General features: G+C 46.4%; 18 protein-coding genes and 1 other annotated feature. Of the genes, 16 read left to right on the plus strand and 2 right to left on the minus strand.

The genetic code is table 11. The annotated features are described in order from the left end of the window. Positions 1 to 24 precede the first annotated feature (24 nt). From WMO62_RS11380 to WMO62_RS11425, 10 genes are all read left to right on the plus strand, one after another. Complete coding sequence (locus tag WMO62_RS11380) at positions 25 to 471, plus strand: hypothetical protein (RefSeq protein WP_118627493.1); 447 nt, start codon at positions 25 to 27, stop codon at positions 469 to 471. Further along, positions 455 to 1,408, plus strand: a complete 954-nt coding sequence (locus tag WMO62_RS11385; protein ID WP_349144712.1) for a hypothetical protein — start codon at positions 455 to 457, stop codon at positions 1,406 to 1,408. Before WMO62_RS11380 ends, WMO62_RS11385 begins: the two co-directional genes overlap by 17 nt. Before the next feature lie 42 nt (positions 1,409 to 1,450). Beyond that, positions 1,451 to 2,320, plus strand: a complete 870-nt coding sequence (gene cdaA, locus WMO62_RS11390; RefSeq protein WP_147601677.1) for a diadenylate cyclase CdaA — start codon at positions 1,451 to 1,453, stop codon at positions 2,318 to 2,320. After that, a complete protein-coding gene (locus WMO62_RS11395) occupies positions 2,301 to 3,557 on the plus strand; it encodes a CdaR family protein (protein ID WP_349144713.1) in 1,257 nt (418 codons plus the stop codon). Before cdaA ends, WMO62_RS11395 begins: the two co-directional genes overlap by 20 nt. 79 nt (positions 3,558 to 3,636) lie before the next feature. Next, the gene (locus WMO62_RS11400) at positions 3,637 to 6,234 is read left to right on the plus strand and encodes a DUF2142 domain-containing protein (RefSeq protein WP_349144714.1); all 2,598 of its coding nucleotides are present in this window, start codon (positions 3,637 to 3,639) and stop codon (positions 6,232 to 6,234) included. A 20-nt stretch (positions 6,235 to 6,254) separates the two neighbouring features. Then, a complete protein-coding gene (locus tag WMO62_RS11405; protein ID WP_349144715.1) occupies positions 6,255 to 7,790 on the plus strand; it encodes a lipopolysaccharide biosynthesis protein in 1,536 nt (511 codons plus the stop codon). A 6-nt stretch (positions 7,791 to 7,796) separates the two neighbouring features. Further along, entirely contained in the window at positions 7,797 to 8,807 is a 1,011-nt protein-coding gene (locus WMO62_RS11410) for a glycosyltransferase family 2 protein (protein ID WP_349144716.1), read from the plus strand. Then, a complete protein-coding gene (locus WMO62_RS11415) occupies positions 8,804 to 9,787 on the plus strand; it encodes a glycosyltransferase family 2 protein (RefSeq protein WP_349144717.1) in 984 nt (327 codons plus the stop codon). Before WMO62_RS11410 ends, WMO62_RS11415 begins: the two co-directional genes overlap by 4 nt. Beyond that, positions 9,784 to 10,860, plus strand: a complete 1,077-nt coding sequence (locus WMO62_RS11420) for a glycosyltransferase family 2 protein (RefSeq protein WP_349144719.1) — start codon at positions 9,784 to 9,786, stop codon at positions 10,858 to 10,860. The genes WMO62_RS11415 and WMO62_RS11420 overlap by 4 nt, the downstream gene beginning before the upstream one ends. Next, on the plus strand, positions 10,853 to 11,689 hold the full coding sequence (locus WMO62_RS11425; RefSeq protein ID WP_349144721.1) for a Cof-type HAD-IIB family hydrolase: 837 nt from the start codon (positions 10,853 to 10,855) through the stop codon (positions 11,687 to 11,689). Before WMO62_RS11420 ends, WMO62_RS11425 begins: the two co-directional genes overlap by 8 nt. A gap of 58 nt (positions 11,690 to 11,747) precedes the next feature. Here WMO62_RS11425 and WMO62_RS11430 read toward each other — a convergent pair whose 3' ends face one another. Then, positions 11,748 to 13,151, minus strand: coding sequence for a CotH kinase family protein (locus WMO62_RS11430; protein WP_349144722.1), 1,404 nt, complete (start codon positions 13,149 to 13,151; stop codon positions 11,748 to 11,750). 212 nt (positions 13,152 to 13,363) lie between these two features. Between WMO62_RS11430 and WMO62_RS11435 the strand changes: the two genes are divergently transcribed. The 6 genes from WMO62_RS11435 (at position 13,364) to buk (ending at position 21,561) form a co-directional block, all read left to right on the plus strand. After that, positions 13,364 to 15,235 carry a DUF6020 family protein gene (locus WMO62_RS11435; RefSeq protein ID WP_349144723.1) on the plus strand — a complete coding sequence of 624 codons (1,872 nt, stop codon included), beginning with the start codon at positions 13,364 to 13,366 and terminating at the stop codon, positions 15,233 to 15,235. Positions 15,236 to 15,858: 623 nt separating this feature from the next. Continuing rightward, positions 15,859 to 17,040, plus strand: coding sequence for an aldo/keto reductase (locus WMO62_RS11440; protein ID WP_349144724.1), 1,182 nt, complete (start codon positions 15,859 to 15,861; stop codon positions 17,038 to 17,040). A 6-nt stretch (positions 17,041 to 17,046) separates the two neighbouring features. Next, positions 17,047 to 17,577, plus strand: coding sequence for a shikimate kinase (locus tag WMO62_RS11445; RefSeq protein ID WP_349144725.1), 531 nt, complete (start codon positions 17,047 to 17,049; stop codon positions 17,575 to 17,577). A 77-nt stretch (positions 17,578 to 17,654) separates the two neighbouring features. Beyond that, positions 17,655 to 17,952: a binding site (T-box leader), on the plus strand. Between the two features lie 88 nt (positions 17,953 to 18,040). Continuing rightward, the gene (tyrS, locus tag WMO62_RS11450; protein ID WP_349144726.1) at positions 18,041 to 19,267 is read left to right on the plus strand and encodes a tyrosine--tRNA ligase; all 1,227 of its coding nucleotides are present in this window, start codon (positions 18,041 to 18,043) and stop codon (positions 19,265 to 19,267) included. A 2-nt stretch (positions 19,268 to 19,269) separates the two neighbouring features. Further along, the gene (gene rlmD, locus WMO62_RS11455; protein ID WP_147601666.1) at positions 19,270 to 20,436 is read left to right on the plus strand and encodes a 23S rRNA (uracil(1939)-C(5))-methyltransferase RlmD; all 1,167 of its coding nucleotides are present in this window, start codon (positions 19,270 to 19,272) and stop codon (positions 20,434 to 20,436) included. 21 nt (positions 20,437 to 20,457) lie between these two features. Further along, positions 20,458 to 21,561, plus strand: a complete 1,104-nt coding sequence (gene buk, locus WMO62_RS11460) for a butyrate kinase (protein ID WP_349144728.1) — start codon at positions 20,458 to 20,460, stop codon at positions 21,559 to 21,561. A gap of 58 nt (positions 21,562 to 21,619) precedes the next feature. On the opposite strand, the gene WMO62_RS11465 is transcribed toward buk, so the two are convergent. After that, positions 21,620 to 22,516 carry a LysR family transcriptional regulator gene (locus WMO62_RS11465; RefSeq protein ID WP_349144729.1) on the minus strand — a complete coding sequence of 299 codons (897 nt, stop codon included), beginning with the start codon at positions 22,514 to 22,516 and terminating at the stop codon, positions 21,620 to 21,622. Positions 22,517 to 23,039 lie beyond the last annotated feature (523 nt).

Below are 23,039 nucleotides of genomic sequence, written 5' to 3' on the forward strand. Positions count from 1 at the left end.
TCTATATGAGGTGGAGACAGTAGTATGATTAATGAAGAGAAGGTCATTTTAATGACACATGCCTCCCTCTATGAGAATGGAGAAGGCAAGAAACAGATGAAGATCGCCGACTACTACAGACATGACTATATCAGCGTCAGACTTCTGCTCGGCTGGTTCTGGGGAACGGTCGGTTTTGCTGCCATGCTGGCATTATGGGTCTTCTGCAAAATGGAATACTTAATGGAAAATCTTCATAATATGGATCTTAAGGGATTTGCAACTACGATCGTTGGACTGTATGTGGCAGCAATGGTCATATACTTAGGATTCCTCTATGGAGTCTATTTGTTCCGCTATCAGGCGGCTAAAAAGAGTGTGGGAGCATATTCCCATACGCTTCAAAAAATCTCTGAGGTCTATGCAAAAGAGGAAAAAATGAAGGATGCTGGATCTCTGACGGAGGAAATGGACCATGACGGAACTACTTGAGATGAAGCAGCGGCTGAAGATCTTTTACGGAAAATATGATGTATATCTGAAGCCTGCGTTAAAATTTTTACTGGCATTGTTTGCCTTTTTCATGATCAACGAACAGATCGGATTTATGCAGAAGCTATCGGGACCGGCGGTGTCTTTATTGCTGGCACTTTTGTGTTCTTTCCTTCCGGTCAATATGATTGCTGTATTTGCAGGACTTTTAGTGTGTGCCCATGCATATGCACTGTCACTGGAAGTATTCGCCATGGCAGCCGGGCTTCTGGCGGTTATGTATATTCTGTATTTCAGGGTATCGCCAAAATACGGATATGTACTGGTGCTGACGCCCATAGCATTTTTACTGAAGATTCCATATGCGGTTCCGCTGACCATGGGACTGCTTGGCGGACCGGCCTGTGTGGTGCCGGTAGCCTGCGGAACGGTTTTTTATTATTTGATTTATTACATGAAGAACAATGAGGCCATGCTGGCAAGCTCGGAGACCGAACAGATGACTTCCAGACTTAGTTATCTGGTGGAAAATGTGCTGAATAACAAGACAGTGATCCTGACAGTGCTGGTATTTGCCGTTGTCCTGATGATCGTCTATGCGATCCATCGCCTGAGCGCAGATCATGCATGGCATATTGCGATCGGAGCCGGAGCGGTGACGAATATAGTCCTGTTCCTGGTAGGAGCACTTGTGATGCAGGTGAAAGTGCCGATCATTCAGCTGATCCTTGGTACGCTGGTGTCCATCGTGATCGCCATGGCTGTGGAGTTCTTCGTATTCAGCGTGGACTATTCCAGAACAGAGTATGCGCAGTTTGAAGATGACGAATATTATTATTATGTGAAAGCTGTTCCGAAGATGTCGATTGCGGTTTCGGATAAGCAGGTGAAGAGGATCAACACCAGACACCGCACCGGTCAGCGGAAGCGTCACTAAGCAAAGTATAAGAGGAAAAACAGACAGAAAGGTTGTGAAGAGATGATACCAGAATGGATGGATCAGTATATGTCCATGGCGGCATTGAATATTACTTGGTCAGATGTGGTCGAGATTCTTATATTGGCATTCATTATTTATCATGTGATGATATGGATCAAATCAACCCGTGCCTGGAGTCTGATGAAAGGATCTGCGGTTCTGTTTGCATTGCTGATCCTGGCATATGTGTTCCATATGAACACGATCCTGTGGATCGCCAAGAACTTCTTCAGTCTTGGAATTATGGCGGTCATTGTAGTATTTCAGCCGGAACTTCGTCGGGCTCTGGAACAGCTGGGTGAGAATAACCTGCTGACATCCATCGTGCCTTTTGACAACAGCCGGAAAGTAGAAGAGACGTTGACAGACCGCACCATCGGAGAACTGGTAAAGGCCTGTTTTGAGATGGGAAAAGCACGGACAGGAGCATTGATCGTTCTGGAACAGGCAGTAAGCCTGCAGGAATATGAGAGAACGGGGATCTCTATTGATTCTCTGGTATCCAGCCAGCTGATCCTGAACATTTTTGAGAAAAATACACCCCTTCATGATGGTGCGGTGATCATGTCAGGCAACCGGATCCGTTCGGCAACCTGCTATCTGCCGTTATCAGATAATATGACGCTTAGCAAAGCATTGGGAACCAGACACCGGGCGGCAGTCGGTGTCAGTGAAGTCAGCGATTCTCTGACTATCGTAGTGTCTGAAGAGACTGGTTCTGTATCGGTGGCAAGAGGCGGAAGACTTTTAAGGAATCTTAATCAGGAGCAGTTGAAGAAGCAGCTTCAGGCACTGCAGCCAAAGACCGATGACAGCCGCAAGATCAGGCTCTGGAAAGGACGGGGAAAGAATGAAAGCAAAGATATTTGATAATCTGTTGTTTAAGATCCTCGCATTGCTCATGGCAGTCCTTCTGTGGGTCGTTGTGGTTAATATTGATGATGCGGTGTCTTATAAGAAGATCAGTGGTGTGAAGGTCAATCTGATCAATACAGATGTGCTGACGTCCCAGGATCAGACGATTCGGGTGGAAGAGGGAACCGATACCGTGAATCTGACGGTCTATGCCCGTTCCTCCGTGTTAAAGAGTCTGAAAGCAGAGGATTTTTCTGCCACTGCGGATGTGAAGAAGGATCTTCTCTATGACAACATGGTGAAGATCGGAGTCAGCTATGTGGGAAGTCTGCCATCCAGCAGCATTCAGAAGATTGAGCAGGATCGCAGCAATGTGCTGGTCAGCATTGAGAAACAGGTGACCGAGCAGTTCAAGGTAACTGCCAAATATACAGGAGAGCCCAGTGACGGACTGGTACTTGGCTCTCTGGTTCCGGAGCAGTCTCTGGTAGAGATCACGGGACCGGAATCGGTGGTTGAAAAGATCAAACAGGTAGTAGCAGAGGTAGATATTACCGGAATTACCGGTACGGCAGTGAGAAGCTGTAGTCTGAAGATTCAGAACAGTGATGGGGATGCTATTGATGGCACTTACCTGGATTATGTAGGTAAGAACGGGGATTTTGAAATGACGGCAACTACATTGAGCACCAAGCTGGTAGGCATCAGCTTTGATGTGAGTCAGGCAGCACCGGAGGGTTATGGGCTGTTATCCATTTCCTATAAGCCGGAGACTGTGACCATTGCCGGAGAGAAGACAGCACTGACCGCTATCTCGAATCTGGAGATCCCGGCGGAAGCACTGAATCCGGAAGGCAAGACCGGAAGTGTGCAGAATACGGTAGATATCAGTCAGTATCTGCCGACAGGCATTCAGATTCCGAAGGAAGATGATAAGAGTATTGTGGTGACTATGGAGATCCAGGAGCTTGAGACTGTGGATTATGCATTTGCACCGGCGCAGATCAGTTATGACAATCTGCCAGATGGACTGGCCGTGGACGAGGATGAGAGCCATACACTGGAGATCCCGATCCGGGGCATGCAGCACAATCTGGCGACCCTTTCCATGGATGCTGTGGAGGTTCATGCAGATCTGAGCAGTTACAGGAAAGCAGGTACTTATACGGTGCCGGTGGCCGTCACATTACCGGATGGATTTTCCTGTCCTTCCGATCTGACGGTGGATGTAAAGCTTGAAAAAGCAGATTAAAAAGAAGGAAAACAGATGAGACAGGGGAACTGCGGATAACAGCATCCCCTGCCTTTGTTGTTACATGAGGATGTGGAAAATGCGGAATCTGGAGAACAAGAAAAAATATCCGGCCATCTTGCTGCTGATCTGTCTGGCCGTGGTACTGACAGGTACAGCGATCCCGGTAAGAGAGGCACGGTCTTTGGGACTTTCCGGAGCCAATCAGGCCAATTTAAAATCAGCAACAGAAGAACTGACAGAGGGACATGAGCTGATATTTCAGGTGGACATGCCTTCGGAGACAGCCAGTCAGATTGGATTTTTCTTTACAATAAATAAACATCAGTTTACAGAAGGCGAGCTGTCGATCTGTGCATACGACGGGGAGGAGCAGATCGGTAAGACCGTTACTCCACTTACAGATATGGAAGCAGATCAGTTCTTGTTTGTGAAGTTTTCCCATTGTCCGGAGACTCTGACAGTGCGGATATCTTCTGACGCGCCTGAGGCAGGACCTTCTGTGTGGCTCAATGAGGTCACGGTCAATCCGGGAACGGCACAGATGGATGGAGGATCTATAGAGAAAAGTCTGGTCTACAATCTGACATATACCGTCATGGTACACAGGTTCCAGAAGCCGATGCTGATCGGACTGATCCTGCTGCTGGGAGGTATCGGTGTCTACGGAGCAGGCGGATTTGTACGACCTGTGAAAAAGGAAAAGATAAAGCTGCCAAAGAAAAAATGCAATCGAGTATGTCAGATGATCGGTCTTGGCTGTACCGTGCTGGCAGTGGCACTGATCTTCTTCTATCTCTATGATACGAAGATCCGGATCGCGCAGAATACAACAGAGCGGGTGACAATACTGGAGCCAGATGGGGAGACACAGGAAATCACCGAAGAGAACGCATATTATCAACAGCTGGTGCATCCAGAACAGGATTCACTGACAGGTCTTGGCGTGCGGTTCTTTGTGGAAGCGGATAACACATTGACGGATGAGGGAATCATGCATGCCAGAGTGACAGATCTGTCGACAGGAAAGGTCATGTGTGAGACAGATGTGGCTGCATCTGCCTTTATTTCCGGGGAATATGTGGGACTTCTGTTTGACGACTCTCAGACTGGCGTGGCAGATCATGACTACGAGATCGAACTTACTTTTTCGCCGGAGCTTCTGAACCGGGGCTTAAGTCTGATGACCAGCGAGGAAGGAGCCTGCGTCTGTGCGTACCTTTATTTTAATATTTTCCTGAAGAAATTTTTCTTCTTTTTATTCCTGGGTGCTGAAGCCTTTGCCTGCCTGTTTGTATATCTGACTTTTATACGGAAGACAAAGCTCACCACTGTATTTTTAGTGACGGTACTGTTCCTGGGACTGGTGTACAATGTGCTTCTTACCCCACAGATGGTGCCGGATGAAGCGAAGCACATAGATATGGCTTATCGGTACAGCAACGAGTTGCTGGGATACGAATCTCTGGGAGATACCACCTGCCTTATGAGAGCAGACGATGCGGCCATTGATTTTACATCCTCGCCGACCATTCATAATTACAGAAATGTATATTATGGACTGTTCTCTAAAGTGACAGATGACCGGATGGTAGAGACAGAGATCAACAGTAATATAGAAGGCAGCTTTCTGTTCTATGCGCCGGCGGTACTTGGCATGACGTTCGCCCGCCTGCTGGGACTGGGAACGGTTCCGATGCTGCTGATCGCCAGATACTTGAATCTGGTGGCATTTTCCCTGCTGGCATGGTTTGGCATGAAGCATCTGCCATTTGGACAGATGACCTTGTTTGTGCTGGCGATGTTACCGGTCAATCTACAGCAGTGTACATCCTTTTCCCATGATGCGATCACCCATGGGATACTCCTGCTCTATGGATGCCTTTGCCTGGAAGCTACTTACAAGGAAGAGAAGATGACCGGCCAACGGATGCTTCTGCTGGAAGTGATGGCATTGCTTCTGTTGTACTGTAAGAATGGAAGCTATGTGCCGCTTTGCCTGCTTCCAATACTGATCCCGGCGGCCCGGTTTGCCGGAAAACGGGAAAAATATCTGTCTGTGGGGGCGCTGGCAGGCATTCCGCTGCTTGCATTTGCAGGAAAGCATATGACAACAGTCAACGGAATCGTCACGACGACCGCGGCAACCAGCGTGGTCAGCACCGGAGATGGAACAGAATTTCTGACCGGTTATACCATTGGATATTTTCTGAAGGATCCGTTGGAATTTGTCTATATGATGGCAAATACATTTTTTGATAAGATTGGATTTTATCTGGAGTCACTGGTGGGTTATAAGCTTGGCTGGGTGGAGATTGAGACCTCTATGTTGGTGGTTCTGCTGTTCTGGTTCCTTTTGTTCTTGACAACGCTGGATACACAGGAGAAACAGGTGCGGATCCGCGGTTTTGAACGGTTCTGGATGATCTTCCTGTGTCTGGGCTGCACGGGGCTCATCCTTCTTGGCATGCTGTTCCAGTGGACACCTATGGGACATGTCTCCATTGAAGGGGTGCAGGGAAGATATTTTCTGCCGTTTATGCTGATCCTTCTGACAGCCGCAAGAGGCAGGTGGATCAGTCTGACCACGCGGATCGACCGGGGAATTGCAGCAGCTGCAGTGTCCGGCCAGCTTCTGACGATCATGTACGTGATCAAACAAGTGACGACGGTTTAACCTAAGAAAGAGGATAGATTATGGATAAAAAAAGACTGGCAATCAATATGGCTGCCCAGCTTCTGGCTTTTGCAGTCAATATGGGGATCAGCTTTTTCCTGGCACCCATTATTGAGGCGCAGATGGCAAATACGTACGGATTTGTGACGCTTGCCAATCAGTTTGTACTGTATGCTCAGATCGTAGTATCGGCGCTCAACACCATGGCAAGCCGTTTTGTGACGATCCACATTCATCGTGGAGAGGAAAAAGAGGCAGGAGAGTATTTCTCCTCTGTATTTTTCGGGAATGTGATCATGGCTGGCATTTTTCTGTTGCCGGCGCTGGTGATCGTGATCTTTATGGGGAACTTGCCGTTTCTGCATGTTCCGGCGGATGCGCTGCATGATGTACAGCTTTTGTGGGCTTTTGTATTTTTGAACTTTTTTCTGAGCATTATCATGTCTATTTACAGTGTATCCACTTACGCCATGAACCGGTTGGACCTCACATCCATCCGAAGCATGTATGCGGATATTTTAAGAATTATTTTCCTGTTTGGAACATTTCTGTTGTGGAGACCGGCTCTGTGGCTGGTGGGTGCAGCATCTCTGATCAGTACCTGCTACACAGCGTTCTGGAACCGCAGATATACGAGACAGCTTCTGCCAGGTATCACGGTGCGTCGGCAGGACTTCCGGTGGAAAAAAGTGTGGGAGCTGATCTCTCTGGGGGCATGGAATTCTCTGACCCGTCTTGGACAGCAGCTTCTGGACGGTGTGGATATTCTTCTGTCAGGTGCGCTGATCCTGGATGAGAGTGCTTCCATGACCATGCTGTCTCTGGCAAAAATGGTACCTACAGCCATCTCCAGCCTGATGGGCACGGTAGTGGGTGTCTTCAATCCCCAGATCACCATCGCATACGCAGAAGGTGACAAGGAAAAGCTGGTGGACATTATCAAGAGCTGCAATCGGATACTGATTTTTATTATGAGCATTCCCATTGCATTTCTGACAGCTTATGGAAGAGATTTCTACGCACTGTGGCAGCCAACGAAGGATCCTGATATGCTGCAGAGACTGTCTTTGCTGGCAGTAGGCGTGCTGTATGTAAGTATGAGTATTCAGGTGCTCTATCATGTATTTATTATTACGAAGAAAGTAAAATGGAACTCTCTGGTGGTTCTGGGATCAGGAATCTGTTCTTCGCTCCTGTCACTGATCCTGTTGTCAAAGACAGATCTTGGCGTGGCCTGTTTTCCTCTGTCCAGCATGCTTACCGGAGTTCTCCGGAATATGATCTTTACACCGATCTATGCGGCAAGATGTCTGGAGATCCGCTGGAATCGGTTTTACAGTGATATTTTCCTTGGTTTTGCGTCCATCGGTACAATTACTGTGCTGGGACTTCTGTCCAGAATGATTGTTCCAATCCATTCCTGGATAATCTTATTGTTGACAGGTGTGGTCATGGGACCGCTGGCACTGCTGGTGAATTTCTTTGTGATCCTGCGTAAACAGGAGAGAAACATGGTCATTGGCATGGTTCGTTCCCGGCTGAAAGGAGAGGCTTAAAGAGACATGTACAGTGTAGTCATTCCGGTGTACAATGCAAAAAGCAGTCTAAAACGATGCGTAGATTCCTGGCTTGCCCAGAGCAGGTCAGATCTGGAGCTTCTGCTGGTGGATGATGGTTCCACGGATGGAAGTGCCGGACTTTGTGATGAACTGGCAGACAGTGATCCAAGAATCCGTGTGATCCATCAGAAGAACAGTGGAGTCTCCGCTGCACGAAATGCAGGAATTCAGGAAGCCTGTGGGGAGTATGTACTCTTTACAGACAGTGATGATTATGTGGCGGTGGATTATCTGGAAAAGATGGCAAACTGTGTGGATAACGCCGGCGCAGATCTGGCCTTATGTGGATTTCATCATTTATTTGAGGGCGCAGATATTCCCAAGAGTCCCCGAAGCGGCGTCTGGGAACTGCAGCATTTTAAAGAGACGTTTCTGGAGCTTTACAGCATGAGCTATCTTAATATGCCCTGGAATAAATTATACCGAAAAGACTTGATGAGAACATTTGATACATCCTTAAGTCTTGGGGAAGACCTGTTGTTTAATCTGGATTATCTGAGCAGATGCAAAAAGATAGCAGTGCTTTCTGACAAGCTTTGTTATTATATTCAAGATCTTCAGAAGACCAGTCTTTCATCGGTGGTGAGAACGAACCGGCTGGAGCTGGCGCGCAGAGTCTGTGAGGCTGCGGAAGCATTCTACGAGAAGACATGGGGAGAGCACTGTCCGAATGGACAGATCTTTACACGCTATATGAATGAAGTACTGGATGAATGTGAAAAGCTGCCCCTGCAGAAAGAACTATCTTATCAGGAGAAGATTGAGACGATCCGACAATATGCTCAGGATGACTGGGTGAGAACCCGTGGAGGAGAAGCAAGGCTTACCCTTACGGATTACCGGATATTATTTCCGTTTCTTCGAAATAACAGACCCCGAATGGTCTATGCATTATGTGTTATGAGAAACTGGCTGGTAACGATTGTTCATTGGATACGGAGGAGAGAAAGATGACAGAACCTTTAATCAGCATCATAGTACCGGTGTACCGGGTGGAAAGCTATCTTTCCCGTTGTGTGGACAGTCTGCTTGCACAGACCTATCAGAATCTGGAAATCATCCTGGTGGATGATGGGTCTCCGGATCAGTGCCCGCAGATCTGTGAAGATTATGCAAAAAAAGAGGAACGGATCCATGTGATCCATCAGGAGAACCGGGGGCTTTCCGGTGCCAGAAATGCTGGCATCGATGTGGCAAAAGGTGAGTATCTGGCATTTGTGGATTCTGATGATTATGTGTCGGATGACTATATTCAGGTTATGTATGATGCGATCAAGGCCACAGGCTGTGCAATCAGCCAGTGCCGTTTTACTTATACAAAGGGAGAAAAGCTAAAAGAGAACCGTGGAACCGGTGCTTTTCGAATCTATCGCGGCAACAGCCTGATGGAAAAGCTTTATGGAAATGAAGAGGAAGCTACCTGGTTTGTGGTGGCATGGAACAAGCTGTATCGCAGGGATCTCTTCGAGACCATCCGTTATCCGGAAGGCAGAATCCATGAAGATGAGGCGACCACCTATCTGCTTTTTGATGAGGCGAAGAAGCTGGTATTTGTAGATCGTGTGTTATATGGATATTTTACAGAAAATACAGGAAGCATTACAGCTATATTTTCCAGAAAACGGCTGCAGTGGCTGGAGGCGCAGGAGGAACGGATCAGATTCTTTGATGAGCATGGATATACCGGTCTCATGCCGTCTGCTTATCGAAAATTATGTGATGCATGTATTACTTTTTATTTCCGTTGCACAGATAATGTGGAAGAAGCAGCAGCGCTTAAAAAGGAACTGAAGGACAGACTGAAAGCTTATGAACAGCAGGGGGCAGAATGGATCGAAAAGCTTCCGGCTAGGACAAGAATGGGATATAAACTGTTTGAGATCTGCCCGGCAATTTACGGAAAACTGCTGAGTCGGATGCAGGAGGCAGGATGAGAGAGAAGATCAGTGTGATCGTGCCGGTGTATGGCGTTGAAAAGATGCTGGCACGCTGCGTGGAGAGTATTCTGGCGCAGACCTATGAAAATATAGAATTGGTGCTGGTGGACGATGGATCTCCGGATCAGTGTCCGGCGATCTGCGACCAGTATGCAGAAAAATATAAAAATATCGTGGTGATCCACAAGAAAAACGGTGGACTGACTTCAGCCTGGAAAGCAGGCGTGACTGCTGCTACTGGTGATCTGCTTGGTTTTGTGGACAGCGATGATTGGATCGATCCGGATATGTATGAGCGTCTGTATGGGACCATGGAGAGATACGACGCGGATCTGTCTATGGCAGGTCTGGTATTTGATTATGAAGATAAGAACTATCCGCCTCGCAGAGAGGGGAACCGTCTGGAGCAGGAGTTCTATGATGAACAGAGCTGGCATGCTTTATTTCCGGTACTGTTAAATGACGGCAGTTTTATCGGCAGAACGATCCAGCCATCCCGCGTGACCAAGCTGTTCCGGAGAAAGCTGGTGGAACCCAATCTTCCTCTGTGGGATGACAGGGTATCTGTGGGAGAGGACCTTCAGATGGTATTTGCAGCGGCACTGGATGCCAGAAAAGTCTGTGTCGTGCAGGACTATTATCCCTACCATTACTGGTATAATATGTCTTCTATGACCGGCCAGTATGATGGGAAATATTTAGGAAAGATCAAACTGCTGCGGGAGAGGCTGGAAGCTATTTCTGATGACAAGGGCATCTATGATTTTGCCCCACAGATCCGCAATGATTTTTTGAGTCTGGCAGTGATGGCGGTAAAAAATGAGATCTGGAGGAACAAGAAAGATTCTGTCGGACAGATCCTGAAAAATGTACGGAGCATGTGTAAAGACCCGCAGGTGCAGGAAGCGGTGGGGCATCACACGATGAATCAGATTGGAATCTCAGTGAAACTGTATCTCTTCTTTATAAAACATGCCCTTGCCCTGCCCTGTTATTTGGTTACAGAAATATTTTTCTCACTTTATTATGGAATATTTGCAAGAATTCAGAATCGGAGGAAACATGGATAGAAAACTGATTTTTTTAGATATAGACGGAACGATTCTGGCACATGGGGAAGAAGTACACCCGGCAGTGCTGGAGGGGCTTCGGAGAGCAAGGAATAAGGGACATATGGTATTTATCAGTACAGGACGGTCTCATGGCAGTGTACCTCCTGAGATCCTTGATATGGAGACAGATGGTCTGATCTGCAGTGCGGGAAGCGATATCTGGATCCATGGACAGCGTGCGTGGAGTGCGGCACTGGACACAGCACTCGTGGAGAAGGCCTGTGAAGTGCTGGATCGTCTGGATGCGATCTGTCTGCTGGAGGGCAGTGAGAATATCTATATGTCAGAACGCGGAGGTGATTTCCTTCGTGAAAAAGACAAGCCAGGAGATAACTCTGAGCTGGCCCGATGGAAATTCTATTTCCGGACAGCAGGGAATTTGCTACCGATCAAAGAATGGCGCCAGACGCATATACCGATTCCGAAGGTGACCTTTCTGGTCTGGGGAAAAGAGCGGATGGAGCAGTTGATCGAAGAACTGAAGCAGGATTTCTACATTGCTTTTTTTGAGACAACTACAGAAGGAGTATATAACGGAGAACTGATCTCCTTGACAGAGAATAAGGGAACAGCGATCCGAAGAACGGCAGAGCTTCTTCATGAAAATGCGGACAACACCATAGCATTCGGTGACAGTATGAATGATTATCAGATGATCCGGGATGCAGCCTGTGGAGTTGCCATGGGCAATGCAGATGAGAAGCTGAAAGCGATTGCAGACAGAGTCTGCGAGACTGTCTGGGAAGATGGCGTGATCTGTGAACTGAAGCGGATGCACATCATATAGCAATATAAAACAAGATCCATACACATAGCTGCTGAATATGTGTATGGATCTGCATCATTTAAAAACCATTTTCAATACAATTGTTAATCAGCGCTGGCGTATTCACCAGATGATTTCGGAAATCTTCAATGAGGATCTGGCGGTCCTCCATAGTAATATAATCTTTCTCCTCCAGTGGGGAGCTGTTCACGGAGTACATCAGATATCCGGTGAATGCTTCTGACTGGAAATCATAGGCGGCCTCATCATGCATTCGCTCTTCTTCCTTTGCAAAAACAGAATCGATGACTTCCGGTGTAAAGGCATCTTCTTCCATCTGATAGATGAGATCCGTAAATTCTTTTTTGTATTCCGGATTTTTCAGCAATGCCGGAAGGATATTGTGATAATCGGCACTTTGGGTGGCCTGCTCAAAATTCATTACGACCAGATCAGAAAAACTGCCGATCCAGTCAAGATCGAACAGGAAAAATCGCCACTTTCCATCCTGATAGGGAAGACCGTTATCTTTGCAACGCCATACACGGAGATTATTATCCAGCCAGTCTCCGTTGCCAAGCAGCAGATTTACTGCATAATATTGCAGACATTGATGGACATCCAGCTGAGCTTCCACCTGTTCGATCACAGAAGGATCGGTCATATCTGCATTTTGCAGAAAATCTACAAACGTCAGATAGGATGCAAGGATCTCTGGTCTGGATTGCGTACCGGTCTTTTCTTCTTCAAATACAGAGACTACTTCAATATCCTCTTTTTTCTCAATATTGTAGAGCTCTGCCAGCGCGTTGTCGGTCTTTGCCGGCATCAGAAAATAAGCACCCTGATATTTGCCGTTGATATAGACAGCTGCAGGCGTGGTTGGGGATGCATCTACGATCCCTGCTTTCCTGGCCAGAGAATAACCAACGCTGTTGTGGATTCCGGTGGAGTCCATGGCAAGACGGACAGAATGAAGAATAAAGGAACTGTATTCCTGGATGGGCTTCGTAGCTCCATCCAGTGTGGTGCGTCCGTTCCACAGATCATAGGTAAATTTTGGATGCTGTTTATCGTATTCTATTCTGGCAATCACGCGGAAGGATTTGCGGATCGCATTTCTGGAGGTGGCACCGCTGATCCGAAGTCCTGCATTCTGAGCAATCAGAGGAGTTCCGCTCTGGTCGTATACAAAGACCTGAATCTCACATTCGCCTTCTCTGCCGGAACACATATATCTGGCAGACAGAAGGCCATTCTCTTCACCGTAAAGGGTGTCATTATCTGCTTGGATCGAAACAATAAGTCCAGGAAAAGATTCCCGGCTGGCAAAGATGTCTTCTGCGTAAGTATCATAAGCTGCCCGGCTGTAAACCTCGCGTGCTTCCGGGGTGTCGGAGGCAATACGGCGAAAGCCAAAGCATGAGAAAAGTAAAACGAAAGACAGGATTAATAAAGAGAAAACGGAAAGCTTCTGTTTCATGATTTTATCCCTTGTCGATTGATCGGATTCAGAGTTACATATACAAAACTCTGAACTTATAATATAAATTTTATATAAATAGAAAGTAGAGTTCAAGGAAAACGCCGGAAAACTTTGTAAATGTGACAAAACAGGGATATTTGGTTTACCTTTGGTTGACAAATATCGTGTAAAATAATAAAGTTATCGAAAAAAGTGGAAGGAGATATGATGTGAGAAAAGAAAATCTCAATTCCGTAATAAACTGGATCTGTGCAGCATTGGCATGTTTTGCACTGATGGTGAGTATGAATGCAGATCTTTCCGGGATCAGTGCAGAAGCAGCAGGCGGCGGCCTGTGGACTTTGCTGGCAGCGAATATAAAAAAACTGGAATATATTTTGCCGACCTTCTCCTATCGGGACGCTTTTTTTGCATTGATGATCCTGTTCTTTTTCTATAAAGTTCCGTGCCGCTGGCCGGAGCATGTGCCGCGTCTGTCATGCAGGATTCCGGCGGTACTGACAGCTTTTTTTCTGGTATTTGGGTATAGCTTCCGCTACACCAACTCCTGGGATCTGATCTTTATGGATTCGTTCCATTTGCTGATCTCTGGGGTTGTGTTTGCAGGATATTATGTACTTGCAGTGCGTCTGTTTCAGATGGTGATCAGATATCTGTGCAAAAAAGCGCAGGAAAGTAATACATCCTGTGGAAAATGGACGACACTGCTCTTTGAGACTCATGCATTTGCAGGACCGCTGCTGGTAATCATGATTTTCTGGAGTCCATACATTCTGGCAAAATTTCCGGGAGCGTCCATGCCGGAGACGCTGGCAGAGATGCGCCAGTTCTACTGGGGAACCATCAACAACTATTACCCGCCGCTTCATACGATCATGCTGAGCCTGATTATGCAGCTTGGCAATCTGCTAGGTTCCTATACATTGGGATTTTTCCTGAACCTGGTACTGCAGCTTGCCATGCTCTTGTCTGCCTTTTCCTATGGGTTCCTGTTGATGAAACGATGGAAGACGCCGTATCTGTTCCGCTATCTGGCATTGGGCATCATCTGCATGACCCAGTTCTTCCCTATGGAATCTACGGTGGTGGAGAAGGACATTCCGTATACAGCCTGTGTTGTATTTTTGATGCTTCTTCTGGCAGAACTGGTGCGGACCATAAAGGATTCGGAGCCACTTTCAAAGAAACAGATTGCAGGACTGATCCTTGTATGTCTGGGCACAGCAGGATTCCGTAATGAAGGCATCTATCTGGCGCTGGTATCCGCAGTGGCAGCGATCGCCTATGGCTGGTCTGTGATCGGAAAAGAGAACCTGAAAAAGTGGAAGAGTATTCTGGTTGCATTTCTGATTCCAGTGGTATTGATCCTGGGATACCAGAAGGTGCTTCTTCCGGCATGCGGGGTGGAGGATAACGGACCAAAGGAAGCATTGTCCATTCCTTTTCAACAGACGGCAAGATATGTAAGAGATTATGGTACAGAGGTGACAGCAGAAGAGGCGGAGATCATTGGAAAGGTGCTGGATTATGAGAATCTGGCAGAACTTTATGATCCAATCACCTCAGATCCGGTAAAATATACCTACCATGCAGAGACAACAGGTGAGTTGCTCGATTATTTCCGCGTATGGGCGATCCAGCTTGTGAAGCATCCGGCCAATGCGGTGGAAGCGACCATGAACAATGCTTATGGCTGGTTCTATCAGGAAGGATATACGCAGAATTATATGATGACTTCCAGAATTGACGGGCAGGATGTGCGCTGGGAGATCAATCAGCCTACAAAACTGGCCGGTGTCCGCCAGGTTATGGAACGGGTGGCAAAATTATTGTCCCGTGTGCCAGTGCTCAACTGGTTTGAAAATGCGGGAATGGTTTCCATGATGCTGATCCTTCTGGTGGCAGTATGGATCGGAGCAGGAAGAAAGCGGTATCTGGTGGCGGTAAGTCCATTGATCGTGGCGGTGCTGGTATGCATTGCTGGTCCGACATTCAATTATCAGATGCGGTATATTATGCCGGTGATGTTCAGTGTACCGTTTCTGGCAGGATTATTTGTGCAGAGTATGCGCGAATTGTAATAGAAGAGTACAAAGGAAGACATGATTAAGGCGGTGTAAGGATTTATTCTAAAAATTCTTACACCGCCTATTTAACTGTTATTTCCAATGGACTGTGACCTCATTTCTTGAAATCTATGTATTTATAGTCGCTTCCGACATTTTTTATTTTATCGTCTTATATGACTTTTCCAGTTTTCTCAACTGTTCATGTGGTTTTTTTATTAACAAGGTATATTTCCGTTACCTTCTATATCACTTACATGTGATTCCTGTTATCTAAACAAGGTTCTTAATTAAATAAATGTTATTCAGTTTTTAAAAGTAATCTTCGTATGCCGGTGGACCGTACCATCCTTTCTGATATATTATGGGGTGTTACGTTAAGTTTTGGTTGGACTCTCCTCCTTTTCATGCTCCGTTCGATGGATTATTTTTCTTTTTCGTTCTCTGTTGTTTTATGAGTTTATTATAACATGAAAAAATGATTTGTCAATATATTTTTATAAAAAATATAAATTATCTGATTTGAATAGAAAATAATAAAAATACACAGATAGAATGTACGCCATAGACAAACACCTGTCATTGACAGAGCATAAAGCCTTTGGTAGACTGTTACGAGAACAGAAACGAGGTGTATCATGCAGTATCGTAGTGACAGAAAAGGAACGAAGCTCTCCGTTCTGGGATATGGGTGCTTACGGTTTACCAAAGAAAATGGAAAAATAGATATTGATAAAACGGAAAAAGAGATCATGGAAGCAATCCGTTCAGGTGTCAATTATTTTGATACCGCTTATGTGTATGGAGGAAGTGAGGCTGCACTGGGCGAGATCCTTGAACGTAATGGGGTGCGGGAGCAGGTCTATATTGCGACCAAGCTACCCCATTATCTGATCAAGTCCAAGGCAGGTCTGGAGAAATGCTTTCAGGAACAGTTGAAGAGGCTCAGGACTGACCATGTGGATTATTATCTCATGCATATGCTCAATGATGTGCAGACCTGGCAGGGACTGTGTGCCAAAGGTGTAGATCAGTGGATCAGGGAAAAGCAGGCTTCCGGGCAGATCGGCAGTATCGGATTTTCTTATCACGGAAACAGTGCTAATTTCAAAGAGCTTCTGGATGCATATGACTGGGATTTCTGCCAGATTCAGTATAATTATCTGGATGAGCATACCCAGGCGGGGCGGGAAGGCCTTCTCTATGCAGAAAGCAAAGGAATTCCGGTCATTATCATGGAACCTCTGCGGGGCGGAAGATTAGTACAGCTTCTGCCGGAAGAGGCAAAGCTGTTATTTGCAGAAGCAGTGCCGAAGCGGACTCCGGCAGAGTGGGCATTTCGCTGGCTGTGGAATCAGACCGGGGTTACGGTGGTATTGTCTGGTATGAATTCGTTGGAAATGGTGCAACAGAACGTACAGGTGGCATCGGAATCCAAGGCAGGAGAACTGACAGGGGAACAGATGGAGCTTTATGAAAAGGTCAGACAGGAAATCAATCGGAAAATCAAGGTGGGATGCACTGCCTGCGGTTATTGTATGCCCTGCCCGAAAGGAATCGATATTCCGGGAACTTTCCGTTGCTATAATGAACTGTATACGGGAAGCCGGAAAGCCGGAAAAAAAGAATATCTGATGACCACAGCATTTCGGAAGAAGCAGAATCCGGCGTCTGGTTGTGCTCAGTGTGGAAAATGTGAGCAGCATTGTCCGCAGCAGATTCCTATCCGGCAGAAATTAAAAGAAGCTTCCAGAGAACTGGAAGATCCAAGATATAAGTTTATGTCATTTGTAGTAAAGCACCTGCGGATCTGGCAGTAGTTTTTGATGAGAGACAGAAAGGACGAACAGAAGATGAAGAAGAATGTGACATTGATCGGTATGCCTGGTTCTGGAAAAAGTACAGTAGGAGTAGTTCTTGCAAAAGTGCTGGGGTATCATTTCGTGGATTCGGATCTGGTAATCCAGGAACAGACCGGAAAGCTTCTGCATGAACTGATCACAGAATATGGTGACGAAGGATTTCTGGAAATTGAAAATAAAGTAAATGCGGGTCTTCAGGTAGAGAAGTCTGTGATTGCCACAGGAGGAAGTGCGGTATTCGGAGAAGAAGCCATGGAGCATTTACGAGAGATCTCTACGGTCGTGTATCTGAAGCTGTCTTATCCCAATCTGAAAAAACGTCTGGGAGACTTGAAAAAGCGCGGCGTTGTGCTGAAACCAGGTCAGACGCTGGAGGATCTGCTGGAATACCGGACTCCTTACTATGAAAAATATGCACATGTGGTAGTAGATGAGGAAGATATGGATATCCGTGGTGTGGTGGAGACGATCACCAGTCTTCTGGAAGAGGTGTAAAAACATCATTGGCACAAACTGGATCTGCAAATGAGGGCTTGACAATCCAGCGGTTATCGCCTAGAATAGCCGTATATTGACAGGCGATGAAAAGAATAAGTAGTGATCCATGGGAAGCCACAGAGAGCTGCCGGCAGGTGAGAGGCGCGGAGAAACAGGATCATGAATACCTCTTGGAGCTTCTCTCTGAAACAATTTATTGTGGGTAGGAGACGACGGCGGCACCCGATATCGTGCGAGGGTATCTGAAGGATGTTTGTGTATGCAAGAATAATTGTATTTTCATTCAGACAGCATGTACCCGGTGAGGCAGTGCGTGTGAGCGTACTGTGAAAAAAGGTGGTAACACGGGATTCTATCACTCCCGTCCTTTGTAAGAAGGGCGGGAGTATTTTTATGCAAAAATATGTGGAAAGCTTCTGTCCGAGTCACATATTTCTATGGAGAAAAAAGGAGAACAAAGATGCAGGTTTATGACGAACTGGTAGCCCGGGGACTGATCGCCCAGGTAACAAACGAAGATGAGATCAGAGAGATGGTAAATAACGGAAAGGCAGTATTTTATATTGGATTTGACCCGACTGCTGACAGCCTTCATGTAGGACATTTCATGGCACTGTGTCTGATGAAGAGACTGCAGATGGCAGGCAACAAACCAATCGCCCTGATCGGCGGCGGTACTGCTATGATCGGAGACCCGTCAGGTCGTACGGATATGCGTCAGATGATGACGAAAGAGACTATTCAGCACAACTGCGACTGTTTCAAAAAGCAGATGAGCAAATTCATCGATTTTTCAGATGGTAAAGCAATCATGGTAAATAACGCGGACTGGCTGCTTCCGTTGAATTACATTGAGATGCTCAGAGACGTTGGAGCACATTTCAGCGTGAATCGTATGCTGACCGCTGAATGTTACAAGAAGAGAATGGAGAAAGGTTTAAGCTTCCTGGAGTTCAACTACATGATCATGCAGAGCTACGATTTCTATATGCTGTATCAGAAATACGGCTGTAATATGCAGTTTGGTGGCGATGACCAGTGGTCCAACATGCTGGGAGGAACTGAGCTGATCAGAAGAAAGCTTGGAAAAGATGCACATGCCATGACTATCACCCTTCTGCTGAACTCTGAAGGAAACAAGATGGGTAAGACTGCTAAAGGCGCTGTATGGCTGGATCCGGAAAAGACTTCCCCGTACGAGTTTTACCAGTACTGGAGAAATGTTTCCGATGCAGATGTGCTCAAGTGCCTGCGTATGCTCACATTCCTGCCGCTGGAGCAGATCGATGAGATGGATAAGTGGGAAGGAAGTCAGCTGAACGAAGCAAAAGAGATCCTGGCATATGAACTGACCAAGCTGGTTCACAGTGAGGAAGAAGCAAAGAAAGCGCAGGAAAGTGCACGTGCACTGTTCGGAGCAGGTGCAGGCGACGGATCTGACGCACCGGTTGCAGAGCTTTCCGAAGAGGATTTCAAAGACGGACAGGTAGATATCCTGACCATCGTGCATAAAGCTGGTCTGGCAGCATCACGTTCTGAGGCAAGAAGAAATGTACAGCAGGGCGGCGTGACTGTTGATGGAGAGAAAGTAACCGATATTGCTGCAGCTTATACCAGGGAGCAGTTACAGACAGGTCTTCTTGTAAAACGTGGAAAGAAGAACTTTAAGAAAGTGATCGTGAAATAAACATGGCAAGACAGGAAAAAGCAGGGCAGGCGCAAGTCTGCCCTCTTGCTAAAAAATGCGGTGGCTGTGATTATCAGGGAATCGCATACGAAGAGCAGTTAAAGAAAAAAGAACAGACGGTGAAAAAACTCATGAAGGGTATGGGTGAGATCCTGCCAATCATCGGTGCAGAAGATCCCTATTGTTACCGTAATAAAGTTCATGCAGTATTTTCCAGAAGACGAAATGGTGAGATTGTCTCCGGTATTTATCAGGAGGGAACCCATAAGGTGGTTCCGGTGGAAACCTGTCAGATTGAGGATCAGAAGGCAGATGCCATCATCGGAACGATCCGGGGCCTTCTGAAATCCTTCAAGATCAAGGTCTATGATGAGGATACGGATTATGGTCTGCTTCGTCATGTACTGATCCGTACCGGTGCGAAGACCGGTCAGATCATGGTAGTGCTGGTGACCCGTTCTCCGATCTTTCCGTCTAAAAATAATTTTGTCAAAGCACTACGGGCAGTCCACCCGGAGATCAGTACGGTAGTCTTAAATGTAAATGAACGCAAGACCAGTATGGTGCTGGGGGCAAGAAATATTACCTTATATGGAAAAGGATATATAGAGGATGAGCTGTGCGGATGCCGGTTCCGGATCTCGCCAACATCCTTTTATCAGATTAATCCAGCGCAGACAGAGAAGCTCTATAAGACAGCCATGATGCTGGCGCGCCTGAATAAGAGAAATGTGGTGGTGGATGCTTACTGTGGAATCGGAACCATTGGTATGGTAGCGGCAAAGACTGTAAAAGAAGTGATCGGTGTGGAACTCAATGGCGAAGCAGTACGGGATGCAAAAGTGAATGCGCATCTTAACAATATGAATAATATTCGCTTTGTAGAAGGAGATGCCGGTGTCTTTCTGGAAGGTATGGCTGACCGGGAAGAGACTGTAGATGTGGTCTTCATGGATCCGCCGAGAAGTGGAAGCAGTGAAGCATTTTTGCAGTCTCTGCTTGTGATCCGCCCGAAGAAGATCGTCTATATTTCCTGCGAGCCACAGACGCAGGCAAGAGACTTGCAGGCTTTGAAAAAAGATTATAAAATAGAAGCGATTCAGCCAGTGGACATGTTCCCTATGACCGAGAAGATCGAGACCGTGGTACTGCTGACGAGAAAAGAGTAGCATAGAATAAGGGGTGTAAAAATGGATAAAACATACAGGATCCTGGTGATCAATCCGGGATCTACATCGACGAAGCTTTCCATGTTTAAAAATGAGACATGCTTATTTACGGAAGATGTTTTTCATGATTCATCGGTATTGAAGCGATTTCCTACCATCAATGACCAGTTGCATTATCGCATGGAAGTAGTTGATAAATTTCTGAAAGATGGAAATATTGACCTGACCGGAGTGGATGCCATCGTTGGAAGAGGCGGTGGATGCTATTCCGTGGAAGGCGGTATCTACAAGATTGATGATCGTCTGATCCAGGATACCAAGGCTGCAAAGGGTGGACTTTATCATTCTTCCATGCTGGGCGTGCAGATGGCAGATGTCCTTCATAAAAAATACGGCGGCATCATGATCATGATGAATCCGCCTATTGTAGATGAACTCTGCGACTTGGCCCGTGTGACCGGAGTAGATGGCGTTTACCGTCGTGCAGTGTGCCATGCGCTGAATCTGAAAGAGACAGCCAGAAGACATGCCATCAGCCTTGGAAAAAAATATGAAGACTGCAATTTCATCGTCTGCCATATTGACGGTGGAATCTCTATCACTGCCCACAAAAAAGGAAAAATGATCGACGGAAATGACGCAGGCGGTGGAGAGGGACCATTTACCCCAACCCGAATGGGAACCATGGCGGTGACAGATATTACCCGTTATTTCTGGGATAAGACACCGGCGGAGATGAAATCTCTCTGCAGCCAGACCGGAGGGTTAAGCAGTTATTTTGGAACATCCAACTCTGATATCATTCACAAGATGGTGGAAGAAGGAGACAAAAAGGCTACCCGTGTCTGGAATGCCATGATCTATCAGGTGATCAAATATATTGGTTCTATGAGTACAGTGCTGCAGGGAAAAGTAGACGGAATCGTGCTGACCGGTGGATTGCTTCGCTTCCCGGAGGTAGAAGAAAAGATTCGCGAGAGCTGTGGCTGGATCGCACCGGTGACTTCCTACCCAGGTGAATTTGAGCAGGAAGCCATGGCATTTGGTGCACTCCGGGTACTTCGCGGAGAAGAGGAAGCGAAGATCTATCCAGGCAAACCAGTGTGGGATGGATTTAAGGATTGAAAAAAAGAATCGTATTCTCGCTTTGAATTGCTGAGGGTACGTTGAGGTTCTCTTTTGATCAGCTGGCAGAGTTGTTTACCAGACTCTTCACATGTTCGATGAAACTCTCAGCAGTACGTGACAACTGATGAGTTTTATTCCAGATCAATGCGTAGGAAGCCATGGCGTCCGGATGATCGATCCTGCGGATACAGGAACCGGCATTATGTGCCATATTGGCAATAGAAGCCGGATAGATGGCAACACCAACTCCACATCGACTTAATTCACAGGCGTTCATCATATGGGCAATACGACCTCGTATGACGGGCGTCTTTCCTGTTTCAATAAACCATTTATCGATCTCACTTTTCCGGGATTCACGGGAGGGAATCAGAAGCTCATAAGGAATGAGCTCTTCTGGTGCAAGCGGTTCGTCCTTATGGAGAGCTAATGGATGATCTTCCGGAAATACAGCAACCCATGGTTCCTGAAAGACGGGGAGAACTTCGTAGCCTTCTTTGTTATAAGGAGCAGTGATCATGGCCACTTCACACAGTCCCTTGGAGACTCTGGCATGTACATCATCGGTATTGCCGTTCCACAGATTGTACTGCACATGAGGATGCTTCTTCTGGAAAGAGGAGATCCACTGGGCAAAGAGCCGGGGACCACAGCCCTCCACGGAAGCGATATAAAGTGTGCCTTGCAGCCCCTCCTTCACTTCGCGAACTTCTTCAGAAGAGCGGCTGACCAGATCAAGAATCTGATTGGCATACTGAAGAAACAGTTCGCCTTCTTTTGTAAGGGTGATCTTATGGGGGCTTCTCATAAACAGCTTTGTATCAAGCTCCTGTTCCAGATCCTGAATCTGACGACTTAGAGGCGGCTGGGCAATGTTGAGCTTTTCTGCAGCTCTGGTAAAGCTCTTCTCTTCTGCAACTGCTTTAAAATAGCGGATATGGCGTAATTCCATAGCGTGGCTCCTTTACGAATAATACCTGAAAAGTATTGATATATTTTCATTATATATACCATGAAAATGAAATGCAAGAGATGGGTTTTTACAGCGTGTGAACAATATATGAATAATTTGTAAAAAAAGTTTGAAAAAGTTGTTGACATTTATGCTCGAGAATGGTACTATAGTCGAGCTGACTGCGAGAACGGCTGGTAACACACAGACAGTTAATCACATAACAACAAACAGCTTTGAAAAAAATTAAAAAAGTTGTTGACAAGATACGACAGAGTGTGATAAGATATCAGAGTTGCTGCTGAAGCAACGAGATAAGACATGAACCTTGATAATTAAATAGTGCTTTGAAAATCTTCGAAAATTTGCGCATGAAATAAAAATGCAGCTTGCTAGCATTTTTATGATTGTGCACCTGCGAACGAAGTTCGCGGGCTTTGAACAGATTTTAAACGAACAGCTTTAACTTATATAAGTCAAAGCAACCTAGAAACAGTAACGGATAGAACAGCCAAGTGTTGTT

Origin of the sequence: Hominiventricola aquisgranensis, assembly GCF_040096225.1 — a bacterium.
Taxonomy (GTDB): Bacteria; Bacillota; Clostridia; order Lachnospirales; family Lachnospiraceae; genus Hominiventricola; species Hominiventricola aquisgranensis.

Coding starts and splice junctions, on each gene's coding strand:
- tyrS (WP_349144726.1), top strand. CDS start 18,041: ATGCAGGTTTATGACGAACTGGTAGCCCGGGGACTGATCGCCCAGGTA.
- WMO62_RS11385 (WP_349144712.1), top strand. CDS start 455: ATGACGGAACTACTTGAGATGAAGCAGCGGCTGAAGATCTTTTACGGA.
- WMO62_RS11415 (WP_349144717.1), top strand. CDS start 8,804: ATGACAGAACCTTTAATCAGCATCATAGTACCGGTGTACCGGGTGGAA.
- WMO62_RS11440 (WP_349144724.1), top strand. CDS start 15,859: ATGCAGTATCGTAGTGACAGAAAAGGAACGAAGCTCTCCGTTCTGGGA.
- WMO62_RS11400 (WP_349144714.1), top strand. CDS start 3,637: ATGCGGAATCTGGAGAACAAGAAAAAATATCCGGCCATCTTGCTGCTG.
- WMO62_RS11445 (WP_349144725.1), top strand. CDS start 17,047: ATGAGAGACAGAAAGGACGAACAGAAGATGAAGAAGAATGTGACATTG.
- WMO62_RS11410 (WP_349144716.1), top strand. CDS start 7,797: ATGTACAGTGTAGTCATTCCGGTGTACAATGCAAAAAGCAGTCTAAAA.
- WMO62_RS11405 (WP_349144715.1), top strand. CDS start 6,255: ATGGATAAAAAAAGACTGGCAATCAATATGGCTGCCCAGCTTCTGGCT.
- WMO62_RS11430 (WP_349144722.1), bottom strand. CDS start 13,151: ATGAAACAGAAGCTTTCCGTTTTCTCTTTATTAATCCTGTCTTTCGTT.
- cdaA (WP_147601677.1), top strand. CDS start 1,451: ATGATACCAGAATGGATGGATCAGTATATGTCCATGGCGGCATTGAAT.
- WMO62_RS11465 (WP_349144729.1), bottom strand. CDS start 22,516: ATGGAATTACGCCATATCCGCTATTTTAAAGCAGTTGCAGAAGAGAAG.
- WMO62_RS11425 (WP_349144721.1), top strand. CDS start 10,853: ATGGATAGAAAACTGATTTTTTTAGATATAGACGGAACGATTCTGGCA.
- WMO62_RS11380 (WP_118627493.1), top strand. CDS start 25: ATGATTAATGAAGAGAAGGTCATTTTAATGACACATGCCTCCCTCTAT.
- buk (WP_349144728.1), top strand. CDS start 20,458: ATGGATAAAACATACAGGATCCTGGTGATCAATCCGGGATCTACATCG.
- WMO62_RS11420 (WP_349144719.1), top strand. CDS start 9,784: ATGAGAGAGAAGATCAGTGTGATCGTGCCGGTGTATGGCGTTGAAAAG.
- rlmD (WP_147601666.1), top strand. CDS start 19,270: ATGGCAAGACAGGAAAAAGCAGGGCAGGCGCAAGTCTGCCCTCTTGCT.
- WMO62_RS11395 (WP_349144713.1), top strand. CDS start 2,301: ATGAAAGCAAAGATATTTGATAATCTGTTGTTTAAGATCCTCGCATTG.